11 protein-coding genes are annotated in these 14756 nt (G+C 47.5%); 5 read left to right on the top strand and 6 right to left on the bottom strand.

Features of this window, described 5'->3' with window-relative positions:
- Window position 1 precedes the first annotated feature (1 nt).
- Window positions 2–1813 (top strand): translational GTPase TypA, encoded by a 1812-nt coding sequence (gene typA, locus QZT80_RS20340; protein WP_295126417.1) that lies wholly within the window; start codon window positions 2–4, stop codon window positions 1811–1813.
- 71 nt (window positions 1814–1884) lie between these two features.
- Here the strand turns inward: typA and QZT80_RS20345 are convergent, their stop codons facing one another.
- Window positions 1885–2196, bottom strand: a complete 312-nt coding sequence (locus QZT80_RS20345) for a YbaB/EbfC family nucleoid-associated protein (RefSeq protein WP_295126420.1) — start codon at window positions 2194–2196, stop codon at window positions 1885–1887.
- Window positions 2197–2259: 63 nt separating this feature from the next.
- Between QZT80_RS20345 and QZT80_RS20350 the strand changes: the two genes are divergently transcribed.
- From QZT80_RS20350 to QZT80_RS20360, 3 genes are all read left to right on the top strand, one after another.
- The gene (locus QZT80_RS20350) at window positions 2260–3501 is read left to right on the top strand and encodes an NAD(P)/FAD-dependent oxidoreductase (protein WP_295126423.1); all 1242 of its coding nucleotides are present in this window, start codon (window positions 2260–2262) and stop codon (window positions 3499–3501) included.
- Complete coding sequence (locus tag QZT80_RS20355; RefSeq protein WP_295126426.1) at window positions 3501–4598, top strand: DUF2891 domain-containing protein; 1098 nt, start codon at window positions 3501–3503, stop codon at window positions 4596–4598. Before QZT80_RS20350 ends, QZT80_RS20355 begins: the two co-directional genes overlap by 1 nt.
- A gap of 391 nt (window positions 4599–4989) precedes the next feature.
- Window positions 4990–8844, top strand: a complete 3855-nt coding sequence (locus QZT80_RS20360) for a DUF3857 domain-containing protein (RefSeq protein WP_295126429.1) — start codon at window positions 4990–4992, stop codon at window positions 8842–8844.
- A gap of 25 nt (window positions 8845–8869) precedes the next feature.
- Here QZT80_RS20360 and QZT80_RS20365 read toward each other — a convergent pair whose 3' ends face one another.
- The 4 genes from QZT80_RS20365 to QZT80_RS20380 all read right to left on the bottom strand — a co-directional run bounded on the left by QZT80_RS20365 (window position 8870) and on the right by QZT80_RS20380 (window position 12882).
- Window positions 8870–9184 (bottom strand): Dabb family protein, encoded by a 315-nt coding sequence (locus QZT80_RS20365; RefSeq protein ID WP_295126430.1) that lies wholly within the window; start codon window positions 9182–9184, stop codon window positions 8870–8872.
- A 12-nt stretch (window positions 9185–9196) separates the two neighbouring features.
- Window positions 9197–10390 (bottom strand): FtsX-like permease family protein, encoded by a 1194-nt coding sequence (locus tag QZT80_RS20370; RefSeq protein ID WP_295126433.1) that lies wholly within the window; start codon window positions 10388–10390, stop codon window positions 9197–9199.
- A gap of 12 nt (window positions 10391–10402) precedes the next feature.
- Window positions 10403–11053, bottom strand: coding sequence for an ATP-binding cassette domain-containing protein (locus tag QZT80_RS20375; RefSeq protein ID WP_295126436.1), 651 nt, complete (start codon window positions 11051–11053; stop codon window positions 10403–10405).
- A gap of 140 nt (window positions 11054–11193) precedes the next feature.
- On the bottom strand, window positions 11194–12882 hold the full coding sequence (locus QZT80_RS20380) for a DUF4836 family protein (RefSeq protein ID WP_295126438.1): 1689 nt from the start codon (window positions 12880–12882) through the stop codon (window positions 11194–11196).
- A 306-nt stretch (window positions 12883–13188) separates the two neighbouring features.
- Here QZT80_RS20380 and QZT80_RS20385 point away from each other — a divergent pair, with 306 nt between their 5' ends.
- Complete coding sequence (locus QZT80_RS20385) at window positions 13189–13461, top strand: YciI family protein (protein ID WP_295126440.1); 273 nt, start codon at window positions 13189–13191, stop codon at window positions 13459–13461.
- Window positions 13462–13595: 134 nt separating this feature from the next.
- Here the strand turns inward: QZT80_RS20385 and QZT80_RS20390 are convergent, their stop codons facing one another.
- The gene (locus QZT80_RS20390) at window positions 13596–14615 is read right to left on the bottom strand and encodes an SRPBCC family protein (RefSeq protein WP_295126443.1); all 1020 of its coding nucleotides are present in this window, start codon (window positions 14613–14615) and stop codon (window positions 13596–13598) included.
- Between the last annotated feature and the right edge of the window lie 141 nt (window positions 14616–14756).

Raw genomic sequence — 14756 nt, forward strand, 5'->3', positions numbered from 1 at the left:
TATGCAAATAAGAAACATCGCTATCATCGCGCACGTAGACCACGGCAAAACTACCCTGGTGGATAAAATCCTTCACCAGACTAACGTTTTCCGTTCGAACCAGGAAACTGGTGACCTGATCATGGACAATAACGACCTTGAAAGGGAGCGCGGTATCACCATTCTCGCTAAAAACGTATCTGTACAATATAAAGGCGTGAAAATTAACGTTATCGATACTCCAGGCCACGCCGACTTCGGTGGTGAGGTTGAACGAGTATTGAAAATGGCCGACGGCGTTATCCTGCTCGTGGATGCGTTTGAAGGACCAATGCCCCAGACCCGTTTCGTACTTCAGAAAGCATTGCAGCTGAACCTGAGGCCAATGGTAATTATCAATAAAGTTGATAAACCAAACTGTCGCCCGGACGAAGTACACGATGCCGTATTCGACCTGTTCTTTAGCCTCGACGCTACAGAAGCTCAGCTGGATTTCCCAACCTTCTACGGTTCAGGTAAAAATGGCTGGTTCAACGACTCCAACACTCCTTGCGAAGACATCATCCCCCTGCTGGATGGTATCCTGAAATATGTTCCAGAACCACAGATCCCGGAAGGTAACCTGCAAATGCAGATCACTTCCCTGGACTATTCTACCTTCCTTGGCCGTATTGCCGTAGGTAAAATAACCCGTGGTATAATCAAAGAAAATCAGCCAATTACCCTGATGCAGGCCGATGGTGTGACAAGGAAAGCAAGGGTAAAAGAACTGTACGTATTCGAAAGCCTTGGCAAAAAGAAAGTTACTGAAGTATATGCAGGTGACATTTGCGCTGTGGTAGGTCTTGAAGATTTCAATATTGGCGATACCATTGCTGATGCTGAAAATCCAGAGCAGCTGCCAATTATCAGCGTAGACGAACCTACGATGAACATGACCTTCTCCATCAACAACTCACCATTCTTCGGTAAAGATGGTAAGTTCGTAACGAGCCGCCACCTGCGCGATCGTTTGACGAAGGAACTGGAAAAGAACCTGGCGCTTCGCGTTAACGACAGCGACAACGCAGATAGCTTTATCGTTTACGGTCGTGGTATTCTTCACTTGGGAGTACTGATCGAAACAATGCGTCGTGAAGGTTACGAGTTAACTGTAGGTCAGCCTCAGGTAATCGTAAAAATGATCGATGGCAAACGTAGCGAACCATTTGAAAACCTGGTAGTAGACGTGCCGCAGGAATTTGCTTCTAAAGTAATTGACCTGGTTACCCGTCGTAAAGGTGAAATGCATGTGATGGAAACCAAGGGCGATATGCAGCACCTGGAATTCGAAATTCCTTCACGCGGTTTGATCGGTTTGCGTACGCAAATGCTGACAGCAACAGCAGGTGAAGCTGTAATGGCGCACCGCTTCAACGAATATAAACCATGGAAAGGCCCAATCCCCGGCCGTAACAACGGTGTACTGATCGCTAAAGAAGCAGGTACTACCACCGGTTACTCCCTGGATAAACTGCAGGACCGTGGATTCTTCTTCGTAGATCCGGGAGAAGAAGTGTACAAAGGCATGATTATCGGTGAAAACAGCAAACCAGGCGACCTGGTAGTAAACGCAAATGAAGGCAAGAAACTGACCAACATGCGTGCTTCGGGTACCGATGGTGCTACCAACATTGCGCCTAAAACACTGATGACACTTGAAGAATGTATGGAGTACATCCAGCAGGACGAGTGCATCGAGGTTACGCCTAACTTCATCCGTATGCGTAAAGTATACCTGGACGAAGAAGATCGTAAGAAATACTCTAAAATGATGAAAATCGAAGAAGCTTAGTCTTCGGGTTTTCCAAAGCATAAAAAAGGCGTACTGAAAACCAGTACGCCTTTTCTTTTTTATCGTTACGATTACAATAGGCCGCCTAATGGGCCCAGCATTCCGCCGGCAACGTCTTTCATTTCCGCTTCCCAGGCGCTTTCGGCATTCTTCAATGCGCGGTTAAGGGCCGTGAGCAGCAGGTCTTCCATTTCTTCCTTTTTATCGGCAGCAAACAGGTGTTCCGCAATGTCGATGCTTTTTACTTCGCGGTTACCGGTAACCGTTACTTTAATTGCGCCATCGCCAGCTTCACCGTCCATTGTTACACCAGCCAGGCGTTCTTTACTTTCTTTCATTTTCTGCTGCGCTTCCTGCAGCTTTCCGAAGATATTACCGAACATATTCTAAGCTTTTTGCGGCAAAGATAGTGGCTGTTAGCCAGAGAATTGCGTATCTTAACGCCCATGATGGAAACAGATGTTTGTATTATAGGCGCGGGCCCGGGTGGCGCTACGGCGGCCTTACAGCTTAACAAGCTGGGGATATCCTGCGTGGTGGTAGATAAAGCGGTGTTTCCCCGCGATAAAGTATGCGGGGACGGGCTTAGCGGCAAGGTGATCATGCACCTGCAGCGTATAGATCCCGAAATGGCGCAGCGGTTTCGCGATACCGTAGTCAAAGAAGACAGTTGGGGCGTACGGTTCGTATCGCCCGGCAGGCTGCATATAGATGTGCCGTATAAACCCAATTATAGCAGGGCAGCCGATCTGCCCGAAGGTTTCGTTTGCAAACGTATGGAGTTCGATAACTTCCTGGTGCAGGAGTTGAAGCGCGCTAATACAAACATTCGTTTATTCGAAGGCGTTAGTATCGATAAATACGAGCTGAAGGATGATGGATACGAAGTGTCCGATTCAAAAGGCGACTTTAAAGTAAAGGCCAAACTGTTGATAGTGGCCAATGGCGCACACTCTTCCTTTACGAAAGAAGTGGCGGGCATTAAGATGGAACCGGAGTATTATGCCGCCGGCATACGTGCTTATTACAAGGGCGTTACCGGTATGCAGCAGGACAGTTTTATAGAACTGCACTTCCTGAAATCGCTGCTGCCCGGCTACCTTTGGATATTCCCGCTGCCTAACGGCGAAGCCAATGTGGGCATGGATATGCTGTCTGAAGATGTGCGTACGAAGAAAGTAAACCTGAAGAAATTACTGACAGATACGATAGCCAACGATCCTATTTTCCAGGAGCGGTTTAAGCATGCGGAGATGGTATCGCCGCTGGAAGGTTACGGGCTGCCGCTTGGTAGTAAAAAGCGGCCTATATCCGGTAACCGTTATATGCTGGCCGGTGATGCCGCTTATCTTATTGATCCGTTTACGGGCGAGGGAATAGGCAATGCGATGTATTGTGGTGTATATGCGGCTAACCAGGCGGCCGAAGCATTGAAGACGAACAGTTTTTCTGCCGAAGCGCTTGCTGGTTATGATATAGCCGTATACCGTTCTTTATGGCCAGAACTGCAACTGAGCCACCGTTTACAGAAACTCGTGAAATATCCGCGCCTGTTTAACTGGCTGATGAAAGCGGCTACACGAAACAAACAGTTACAGGAACTGGTATCGTGCATGTTCTATGAAATGGACATCCGTAAAAAACTGACCCGACCATCATTTTACTTCAAACTTTTACTGAACAGATAATGAAACGTTTTTCGGTTTACGTAGCAGCCCTATGCTTACTCTCTACCGCCGGATTGCGCGGGCAGTCTGCATTATACACAGAAAAAGGCGGTGTTCTTTCGCTTACACAACAAGGGGCGTCGCACTTTGCGGGTTTGCCGCTGAAGTGTATGCAGCAGCCGTTTCCTTATAAAACAGGTATCGTTTTCAGCGATAGTTCGCTTATTACGGAGCCTAAAAATTATCATCCTGCATTTTATGGTTGTTTCGACTGGCATAGCAGTGTACATGGTCACTGGATGCTGGTGCGACTGTTAAAGATGTTCCCGGCCATGCCTGAAGCTGCGGTGATCCGTGCAAAGCTGGCGGAAAACCTTACGGCGGATAACATTTTGCAGGAATTGAAACTTTACCGCAACAAAGAGAATAAAGGTTTTGAACGTATTTATGGCTGGAGCTGGTTGTTGCAGTTGGAAACAGAACTGCTTACCTGGGACGATCCGCTGGGCAAAGAGTTAGCGAAAAATGTGGCGCCACTGGCCCAATACTTCTCCCGCTCTTATGTAGATTTTCTGAAGAAACTGGCCTATCCGATTCGTGTAGGCGAGCATACCAACCTGGCGTTTGGGCTTAGTCTGGCCTGGGATTATGCAACGGCAGTAAAGGATACCGATTTGAGAGTGTCTATCCGCCAGGCAGCGAACAAGTTTTACATAAACGACAAGGCGTGTCCGGTTGCGTATGAGCCAGGCGGTTACGATTTCCTGTCGCCCTGCCTCGAGGAGGCCGACCTGATGTGGCGCGTGCTTGAACCGGCAGCTTACCAGAAATGGCTGAAAGCATTTTTGCCTGCTATCTATGTGCCAGGCTCTAACTTTCTCACGATTGGTATGGTGAAAGACCGTACAGATGGCAAACTTGTACACCTCGATGGTTTGAACCTGAGCCGTGCGTGGTGCCTCTACAACATTGCTCGCCATGCGGGCAGTAACGAGCCTGCGATCCGCGGTTTGGCTAAACGTCACCTGGAGGCATCGCTGCCTAATGTGGCGAGTGGCGATTATGCGGGCGAGCATTGGCTGGCGTCGTTTGCCGTGTATGCGTTAACGGCGGAGTAGCGTAAGCTTAAACATATTGGAGAGGAGGGCAGTACTGTCCTCCTTTTTTATTTGGGGACCGGCTCCAGGAAGATAATTCAGCCGCCGTTGCGACGCTCCGTTCAGCGGTGGGATGGGGATTGGGCTGTGTATACCTGGTTATTGCGTATATACGGAGCGGCGGTGTAAACATGGCATCTGGTATTGTGATGTGGTGGTTTTTGAATAAGTGGCGGTGTATACATAGACGTTGCGTGTACTTCGCCCTTCGGTGTATACACCGTCGCCTTTCGAACAAAGAATCGCATCAGCCTTCCCTTAATTTGTCCCTGCTATCCGCTAAGCTGCCGATATCCCGGTTTTTACCCGTATTTTTGACCTCCGATCCCTTACCGGATTTAATTATCAGCCCATGAGCCGTGCCGCCCGCATCTTTCTGCTATGGACTGGCAGCTTACTTTTAATGTTGCCGGTGTTGCTGCGCGCGCAAAACATGAGCGTTTCCATCTCTTCTCCACCTTCCTGGCTTGCTCCCTACCATCCCGATCTTAACCGAAAACCCAATCTCCGGGAGGTCGAAAACGGATATTATGAAGTGTTGTACGAGGAGCAGCATCATGTGGAGAAGAAAACCGTATATCATCACAGCATCCGCAGGATTATTACAGAAGCCGGTGTACAGAACGGCGCAGAAATATCTGTAGAATACCGGCCGGCGTACGAAAAGCTTTATTTCCACGAGGTGCAACTGCGGCGTAATGGCAAAGTGATCAGCATACTTGATGCGTCAAAATTCAAATTTCTGCAACAGGAAAAAGACCTGGCGCAGTTTATCTATAGCGGCACCGGTACGGCGCTGCTGTTTCCCGAAGATGTTCGTAAGGGCGATGAGCTGGAGTATGCTTACTCCATTGTTGGCCGCAACCCCATCTTCGAAAACAAATACTTCAACTCCTTCTACTTTTCGGCCGACGAGCCGGTGCTTAACTTCTACCGTACGCTGATTGCCTCGCCCGAAAGGAAGCTGCGTTTTAACAGCATGAACGATGCGCCTGAACCAAAGGAATCGGTGCTGAATGGCTTTAACCTGTATGAATGGGACCTTGGCGATTCGCTGTATACCGGTGAGTCAGGAGAAGAGGGAACGAGCGAAATGCCTTATACCCAGGTCACCGAGTATACTTCATGGTTGCAGATAATAGACTGGGCAAAAAAGATCAATTATACATCGGCTAACGGCAGTAACCTGTTGGCGAAAATAGCAGAACTAAAAGCAGCATCGGGTAACGATACGTTGAAGTATATTACCGGCGCCATCCGTTTTGTGCAGGACGATATCCGTTACATGGGTATCGAAATGGGCGAGTACTCACATCGCCCCAACGAGCCGGATAAAGTGCTGGCGCAGCGTTTTGGTGATTGTAAAGATAAATCGCTGTTATTGTCCACCTTACTAAAGGCACAAGGCGTTCATGCTTATATCGCCTATGTTAACACCTACCTCGAAGGCGATGTCGTCGATTTTTATCCTTCACCTTACGCCTTTAACCATGCCATTGTAATGATGGATTTTCATGGAAAAGAATATTGGATAGATCCGACGATCGCTTACCAGCGCGGTCAGTTGGACAAGCGCGGCGCACTGCCTTACGGCGCGGCGCTGGTGATCGGCAATGGGAGTAAAGGTTTTTCTTTCATCAAAGGAGGTACGGACGGAGGAATAAAAGTGAAAGAGAAGTACGTGCTTTCCCGGGATAACTACAAAGCATCAACACTCGAAGTAAAAACTTCGTATACGGGCAGCTTTGCAGACGATGTGCGGGCGCAGTTCGCCGGCTCCAGCCTGGGCTCGAAGGAGCGTGGCTTCCGGGATTTTTATGGAGAAACATACAGCGGCGTAACGGTAAAAGACTCGCTGTACACGAAAGACAAAGAGGACGAAAACGTATACGAGGTGTTTGAAAGCTATAACATCGGGCAGCCCTGGGTATACGATACAGCACTGAACAACGGCAGTCTCAACTTCGTTTCAAAAGTAAAGATGCTATCGGACCAGGTGCCGTATGTAACCAACCGTTCCAGGAAAAGTAATGTTTGGCTAAAGTATCCTTACAGCATCGATTACGAGATAGAGCTGCATATGCCGGCCACCTGGAGTAATGCTCCCGAACCTGTGCATATCAGCAATGCCTATTACCGCTTTGATTTCGATGCGGTGATTAAGGGCGACCTGGTGACGCTTAAATACAGGTATGAAACCTTTGCGGCCGAAATTCCAAACGCTTATATGGAATCTTATATACCGGAAGTTTCGGCTATTGCTACTTCGGTAAACCTGCTGTTTTCCTACAATCCATATGGAGTGGGAGGTTACAACAGATTTGCGCCCGATGGTGGCTGGAACTGGCTGATGGTGGCGCTGGGTATAATGTTCACCATGATGTTCACAGTAATGGCCGTATTGTATTCCCGCCGCAGCGTGTTACCGTTAAGAGACCGCATAAATCCGTTACCAATCAACGGATGGCTGATAATAATGGGTATCGGTCTTTGTTTCCGCCCGTTTTATATGCTGCTGGCGCTGGCAGGTATGGATACGTTTTACTACAGCACCTGGCAGGATATGATGAAAATATCTTCCGGTAACGAGGTGACTATCCTGCAATTGGGCCTTGTGATGCTGGTGTGCTGCCAGGTATTGCTGGCGGTGTTCTCCGTAATGCTTTGTTTCCTGTTCTTTCATCGCCGCGATATTTTCCCGCGCACGATGATCGCTTTTTATATTATCCAGCTGGTGATATTTGCGGCTATCCGTTTGTTACCTTCTTCCCTATTCCTGCATCAAACCCTGGTACACGAAGGCATAACAGAAGTGGTGGTATTGGTAATGGCCGCAGCGTGGATTCCTTACCTGGCTGCAGCGAAGCGTGTGAAGGAAACCTTTGTAATACCGCATGACTCGCAGCTGGTATATGAAGAAGAGATCGTGGAGGCGCCTCCGACGTTAGCGCCCTATTCTCCACTTGTAGAAGGGGTGGTGGTCAGGCCGAGGAGGACGCCGGGGCAATATGGCTGGTATCGGCCTGCAGATGATTCGGTTGCAGAGAACGTAGCTACGGATATTGCAGCGAACCAGGGAACCGGTAACCTCGATGCGAGGGAAGGTGATGCCATGTTGAAGACTAATGAAGTTAAGTATACACCACCGGCCGAACATAATTCGGTGTTAACACCGTCAGAAACGTTCCCGGAAGATAGTGAGGAAGTGACGAATGGTTCGGTGTATACACCGACAGCAGCGGATAATCTTCAGGCGACGATCAATGCCATTAACAACGGAGGTGATCAGGTATCAGCATCAGATGATGATGATCATATCGCTACGGTGCATACACCAACAGTAGCGGATGATATGCAGGCGATCAATGCCATTAAGAATGGAAGTGATCAGGTATCGGTATCAGATGATAATGATCATATCGCCACAACAGTAGCGGATGATATGCAAGCGACGATCAATGCCATTAAGAATGGAGGTGATCAGGTATCTGCATCAGATGATGATGATCATATCGCCACGGTGCATACACCAACAGTAGCGGATGATATGCAGGCGATCAATGCCATTAAGAATGGAAGTGATCAGGTATCAGCATCAGATGATGATGATAGCGAACAGGCCTCGGAGAATATACCAACAACTAATGGCCATGCTGCCGCAGATGATATATTGGCGACCATCAATGCTATGAGAGGTGGGGGTGGGCAGGCGTCTGCATCAACCCATAATGATAATGGTTCGGTGTATACACCAGCAATTGAAAGTAACGGACACGCCGCCGCAGACGATATCCTTGCAACTATCAACACGATGAGAAACGGTGAAGCATCAAATACGCCGGCATCAGAGAACATCAACGATAGCGAACAAACACCATCCCGCATCCCCCGCCCCTGGATGACGCCCGAGGAAGGTAGTGATCCGGGCGATTGCGTCGACAATGGAACGGTTACAGTTACTTCTACCATCATAGATACACAGAATATATCCGAAACGCCTGCCGCTGATAATACTGCTGCAGACAACATCCTTAAAACTATCCGCTTCCTGCACGCACTCAGGAGTCAGGAGGAAGACGGCCCCATGGACGGCCCCAATATTTTAATGATCAACGAAAATGATGGGGAAAACAAACCCGCGCAATCGGCCGACGACATCATGGAAACGATTAAGGCTATGCGCGATCAAAAAAACGGGGACCAGTAAAACCAGCCCCCGTTACTAATATGGTTTATATACTTACCGAATCGAAAATCACTACTTTCTCCCAATAGTCTTTACAGGTATCCACGAAATTCAGATGTACCGGGTGTACCTGGTAAATATCATGATCTTCCTGGCTGTCGAATACCGTAAGCAGGCAGTAACTGTAGCTGCGGTCAATCACCGGACGGTCGGTAGAAGCGGGTTTCCCCAGGTTAAATGTTTTAATCACTTCCACTTTAGCAAGTTCGCTCACACCGCTTTCAAAAGCTTTGATCTCATCCGCAGAAAGACCGGCTTTGAGATAGAAATTTACTACATGCACAAATTTCTTGTTTGTCATGGTTATAGCTGTTTAATGTTGATTAATGTATTTACGCACGTTCCACGCGTTTACAATGTACACCAGCAAAAGAATAAGTACCGTACTCACCACCGTCATAACGCCAGGGTAGGGCGATACGAACATTTGCTGTTTGGCCAGCTGAACAGAAGCCCACCACTGTAATGCGCTCACCAGTAAGAAACAGGCCCCGCCAATAATGAAATACATCGGCACAAATTGCTTCATCAGGTATCGTTGTAGCTGCCTTGGCGCTGCGCCCAGCGTAATTAACAACTGTATCTCGTACTTGCACGACTCTACCACCAATTGTATGAACATGCTGAACACCAGCAGTGCAAACAACAATAATATCAACCCAAAAAAGCTAACGGCAGAAGTAATGATGTCTACAATCCCGCGATAGCGGCTGAAGCGCAGTTTTTCTTCGTTGGTACTATACTTATGTTCCTTGAGGAACTGCACCAGTTGAGGGTTCGAAGGATCTTTCGTTTTTACGATCACCCTCGATGGTTTTTTGGTTGCCTGCCCTCCATACTTTTTATTGGCCCAGTTCATAAATGACTGTGGCACCAATATAGTGGTAATGCGGTCGGAAAAGCCGGCGATCTTACCGGTAAACGACTCGCCGGTAATATCATTATAGATCGTGATTTTGATGGCCGCCGCCGCCATAATGGTTTCCTGTGATACCTGCGGTGAGCCCTGCCCAATGGCAAACACGAAGTTGTACAGGTCGAGGAAGCTGTTGGGCACAATGATGGGCAGTTCGCCCTGTCCCTCTTTCCAGTTCCAGTTCTCGGTTTTTACATCTACATAATCATTGGGCATCGATTCAAAAAACAACATCGACTGAATACCGAATGCAGGAATTTCGGCCATCACCTTAAACTGGTTGGAGGTAATGTAGCTGAACGAATCAATGAAGGGTTGTTTACTAAGCTCCTGGATCTCACTATCGCTGAACGCATTGGCGCTCTCATTGCCAGAGGTTTCGTTAGTAATTTTTTTGTTGATAACGAGATAGTCGATCGTTTCGCTGGCGTTGGCACTGCCGTGTAGCAGCTCGTTAAAGTTCGTATTTACCTGCGCGGCAATCAAAATCAGTAACATGGCCACCCCAAGTCCTATACCTGCCATCAGGAATCGTACCCTGCCAATGCCGGTGCGGATGATCTTTTTCAGTAAAGCAAAAAATTGTTGCATGTAGCAATAGCGTTAAAGGTGGTAATGGTCGTGGTAGTTAAATCGCTGGTCATCATCAAGGTCGGTGAGGATGAAGCCTGCATTCCGTGCGGTACATTCTGCGGCAATCAGTTCGGCAGCGCGGCTCGCATTGGCGTCGTCGAGGTGACTGAATGGCTCGTCCATCATCAGCCATTCGAAGGGCTGCATCAGGGCGCGAATGATCGCGATGCGCTGGCGTTCGCCATAAGAGAGGGTTCTGGCGCTCTGCTGCAATACGTGGGTTACACGCAGTTGTTCGGCCATTTCCTGTATTTTTTCTGCGGGATGATAAGGTTTGGGCAGCATTACTCTTTTGAGTTCTATGTTCTCCCTGGCAGTTAGCTGGTCGAACAGGCGAAGGTCTTGGAACACCACACTTATTTTCTGCTGACGAAGTTCAGCCAGCTCCTCGCTGCTGTACTGCGGCCAGGGTTTTCCGTTAAAGGACACACTGCCCGTATAGTCGTAGCGGATGTTGTACAGGTAATGTATAAGCGTGGTTTTGCCGGTACCGGAGGGGGCTTTTATTTTGATAAAACGCCCTGGCCGGAACGTAATGTTGCTATTCCATACATCCGACTGCTGCTGGAGAATTTTGTCCCGCAGGGGGATGGGTACCAACTGGTTAAGTGCGATTTCCATGTTGCGCTGTGTGGTTAAATGCCTGACCGGCGGTATGCCGGGTCAATAAAACTAATACAAATCTTTGCGCCGCCAAGCGGGTGCATAAAAAAAGCTGTCCCGCAGGACAGCTTTTTTATCAGTTATAACTGAAATATAATTTATGGAACAGCTACTACTGTATCTACAGCTACTGCAGCATCGTCAGCAACAGTTGTATCTTCTGAAATATCTTCCCACATTTTACGCTGTGCAGCCTGTTTAGCCTGAATAGCTTTACCAGCTTTCAAACCGAAGTTGATGAGCTGCACCAGTGAGTTCTGGTCCTGCTTTTTGAAGTTCAGCACGAACTTAGAGGTAGACACGCTGCCGCTTGGCTTTTCGCTTACCATGCGAATGTCTTTGAACAGTGTTTTCAGTTCTGCTTCTACTTCAGGAGCGTCCATTTCGTTCAGCGGAGCGCTGGCCAGGATTTTCTCGAGGTCAACGTAAAGAACAGCAGGGCTGCCTTTAGCTTCGCTCAGTACTTCCGGAGCAACAACCGCTTTACCTTTACCAGCCTGGTATTCGGCCTGTAAAGCAGCATCAGATGCTACGATAACGTCTTTAGTATCGATGTAAACAGAGAAACCGGCAGGGCCCATTTCTTCTTTCATGATGTATTTGTCGCCTTGTTTAGTAAAGGCCTGCTGTACCATAGGAGAGTTCATTACCTTCTCGAAAGAAGCTTTATCACCTACTTTCAGGGAAACCAGCCATTTAACTTCTGTTTTGTTGTAGCTGTAGGTGGTGTCCCACTCAGATACAGTTTTAACAGTTTTGAAATCAGAAGCAACAGCTACGATCTCACCTTTAAATGCTTTCAGTACATCTTCCAGGGAAAGACCTGATTGAGCCATACCCATGTTAACCAGACCGTCCATACCAGCTTCTTTGATGATGTCGCCGATCATACGGAGGTCGAAGTTGAGCAGGGCAAAACCGTCGATGTTAGAAGAAGGGTATTTTTCCAGCATAGCGAGGTTAACACCTTCCCAACTGTATTTCTTCATGATCTTAGCCAGTGCGTCGCTGGAGTAAGACTTCATTTCTGAAACGATCTTACCATTCTCGAAGTTAACAGTAGCAGTGTAGTAAGCACCTTCATACAGTTTTTTCAGGCTGGTCATCATCATCGCTGCAGCAGCACCCTGGTCCAGGTTGTAGATAGAACTCAGGTTTACGAAAGCCGCCACGTCTGCTTTTTCTTTCATCAGTTTTTTGAAACCTTCGATGCTGTTAGCAGACTCGCTCTCTTTCAGTTTGAAGAGGCGGGTAAGTTCTACTTTACCAGCAGCAGCTTCGCCATCGCCAGATCCGCCTTGTACGGAAACAGCGATAACAGTTTCTTTGTTCCAGCCTACAACTGCGCTTTCAACCTCTGCATATTTGAAATCAGCACCTTCAGTTTTGATAGAAACTGCGGCGTTATGTTTTTTCAGGAATGCTTCGAATTTAGCACCGTCATCCAGTTTAGCGATCAGGTCTATCACTACATTGCGGGTAGTGTTAGGCGTAACTGCGATATACAGGTTGCTTTTGATATCGAGACCTGAGTTCTCGATTTCTTTGAATCCTTTCAGCACAGGATTAGAAGTGTCCTGGCCGGTTTGTAAGGTTTCAAATACTTTATCCATGGTAAGTCCGCCGGATGCGATCTTATCCTGGATCTGTTTCCCATCGATACTCAGCACAAAAGCTGCTTCTTTGGGAATGTGCTTGCTCTGCGTGGGTACTTTAGAGCAAGACGACAACGCTACCACTGCGGCAGCACCGATCGTCAACAAAACTTTGGAAATGTTCTTTTTCATAAAAGAGAAAAACGTTAAAGGTTTTTGAGAATTAGGAGCGAAAATACAACGTTTTTTGCTAATGCGTTCCGAATCTTTATAGCTGGACTAATTTGGGCGGTAAATGGCCTGCTTTTGACAGCAGACAATAAAATCGATGATTATCAGTTTATTAACAAAGCCGTATCAAAGTTAAAACCTGTGCTATGACCATTTATCAGTCTTATGCCCAGTCTATTATAAAAAATAAATATCTGATAGTTTTATATACCTTTGTATTAATCAGTGATTCATAACCGTTTATTGAAAAAGCCGATGTTCCTAATCATGTTACAGTACATCCGTCCGCTGGCCGCCATCGACCACTACCTGGATGCACATAAAATCTTCCTGGACAAATATGCCCAGAGCGGACATTTTATCTTGTCCGGCAAGCGCAAACCCCGCACGGGTGGAATTATTCTGTGTAAAGCATCTTCACGCAGGGAGGTGGAAGCCATTCTTGCCGAAGATCCGTTCGATAAGCTTCAGTTGGCATTATACGAGGTAATAGAAATTGAACCAACTTTCTGCGCGCAGGAATTAGAGAATCTTATCTAGCAGTTGAAAAACTAACATCCAAAGTCTAAGTACAGGTCGCGCTCAATTGTAATCTGCTCTTTAAACATTGTCGTGTTTGCTGGCAGTTTGCCCAAACAATTCCTTCCATTCAAGGTTTAGGCCGCGCTTTGCGTTTACTCTAAGATATAAATCACCTTTGTTAGCCACTTGGCCGTATCCTGTTCGGATGCGGGGTCGGTAACGTATTGCTCTATTACCGGGTACTTGTGTTTCAGGTTTCGTGTACTGAGGTAGGCGTCTATCGCGGTATGCGCTTCGGGCGTTTTCTCATAAGGGCCGTAAAAGTCTACATACACAGCTTTTGCGGTGTTAAGCGTAAACAGTTTCAATTTCGGACCGGCTTTGCTGTCGGCCGGGATGGGTATAGCCGTAGCAATATCAGTTTTGCCACTTTTCTCATCATAACTAAATACGAGGCCGGTTGGTACGCCAGGAGGTAAACCAGCGGCGGTTACGGTTTCGTATACTTCGGGCAGGCTGGCGGCAATGTACTTATCAATTTCGGAGATGGGTATTGTTTTACGTGCAACAGCGTAGGTTGTTGCAGGGAATTCGGTTTCCTTTACTTGCCATTTACCGGCTTCCGGGGTTGCGCCGGCTTCGGGTTTATGACTTTCCACTGCTTTCTTCATATTATCCAGCCCCTGCTGGAAATCTTTTTCCAATGCACCTTTCATAAACATACCCATGATATTCTGCGGGCGTTGGTACTCGGCATCAAATCCCCAGTTCACCTTGGTTTTTCCGTCCGTTTCTTCCAGGGTAAAAAAGATGTTCGCTTCGGAGCTAAAGGGTTTAAAGAAGTATATTTTCTGTTTGATTTCTTTGTATGGCGTAAGAGAGATGTGTTGCAGTTTGCCTTCACCAAGCTTTTCACCTTTCCAGGAGGTGTATGCGCCTTCGGTGCCATCGGTGCCCGTAATGGTGTACACGGCAGCGGTGTCGGCCTGTCGCCAGGTACTCCATTTATTGAAGTTTTCGAATTTAACAAGATGCTCCCAAACCACATTGGCAGGAGCATTCACCTGTATGGATCGTTCTACGTGTAGTTGCGATGGGGCGGCAAAAAGGAGTATTAGAAAGAGCGCAGCCAGCACGCCTACGATCCAGGCGAGAACTTTTAGTGCTTTCATAAAAGGTAAGTTTAGGCCTACTAAATATAGCTCTTTTTAGGCTGCGGTGCGTTGGCGTCAAAAAAAATCCGTATCCCTTATAGTTTTTCGTATAACCATAAGGGGTACGGACCAATGTTTTGTGCTAGGAGGTTGGCTTGA

The organism is uncultured Chitinophaga sp. (assembly GCF_902168175.1).
Taxonomy (GTDB): domain Bacteria; phylum Bacteroidota; class Bacteroidia; order Chitinophagales; family Chitinophagaceae; genus Chitinophaga.

What these genes read in the sequence shown, in the direction of transcription:
- typA (WP_295126417.1), top strand. Translation starts at nt 2, where the DNA reads ATGCAAATAAGAAACATCGCTATCATCGCGCACGTAGACCACGGCAAA.
- QZT80_RS20345 (WP_295126420.1), bottom strand. Translation starts at nt 2,196, where the DNA reads ATGTTCGGTAATATCTTCGGAAAGCTGCAGGAAGCGCAGCAGAAAATG.
- QZT80_RS20350 (WP_295126423.1), top strand. Translation starts at nt 2,260, where the DNA reads ATGATGGAAACAGATGTTTGTATTATAGGCGCGGGCCCGGGTGGCGCT.
- QZT80_RS20355 (WP_295126426.1), top strand. Translation starts at nt 3,501, where the DNA reads ATGAAACGTTTTTCGGTTTACGTAGCAGCCCTATGCTTACTCTCTACC.
- QZT80_RS20360 (WP_295126429.1), top strand. Translation starts at nt 4,990, where the DNA reads ATGAGCCGTGCCGCCCGCATCTTTCTGCTATGGACTGGCAGCTTACTT.
- QZT80_RS20365 (WP_295126430.1), bottom strand. Translation starts at nt 9,184, where the DNA reads ATGACAAACAAGAAATTTGTGCATGTAGTAAATTTCTATCTCAAAGCC.
- QZT80_RS20370 (WP_295126433.1), bottom strand. Translation starts at nt 10,390, where the DNA reads ATGCAACAATTTTTTGCTTTACTGAAAAAGATCATCCGCACCGGCATT.
- QZT80_RS20375 (WP_295126436.1), bottom strand. Translation starts at nt 11,053, where the DNA reads ATGGAAATCGCACTTAACCAGTTGGTACCCATCCCCCTGCGGGACAAA.
- QZT80_RS20380 (WP_295126438.1), bottom strand. Translation starts at nt 12,882, where the DNA reads ATGAAAAAGAACATTTCCAAAGTTTTGTTGACGATCGGTGCTGCCGCA.
- QZT80_RS20385 (WP_295126440.1), top strand. Translation starts at nt 13,189, where the DNA reads ATGTTACAGTACATCCGTCCGCTGGCCGCCATCGACCACTACCTGGAT.
- QZT80_RS20390 (WP_295126443.1), bottom strand. Translation starts at nt 14,615, where the DNA reads ATGAAAGCACTAAAAGTTCTCGCCTGGATCGTAGGCGTGCTGGCTGCG.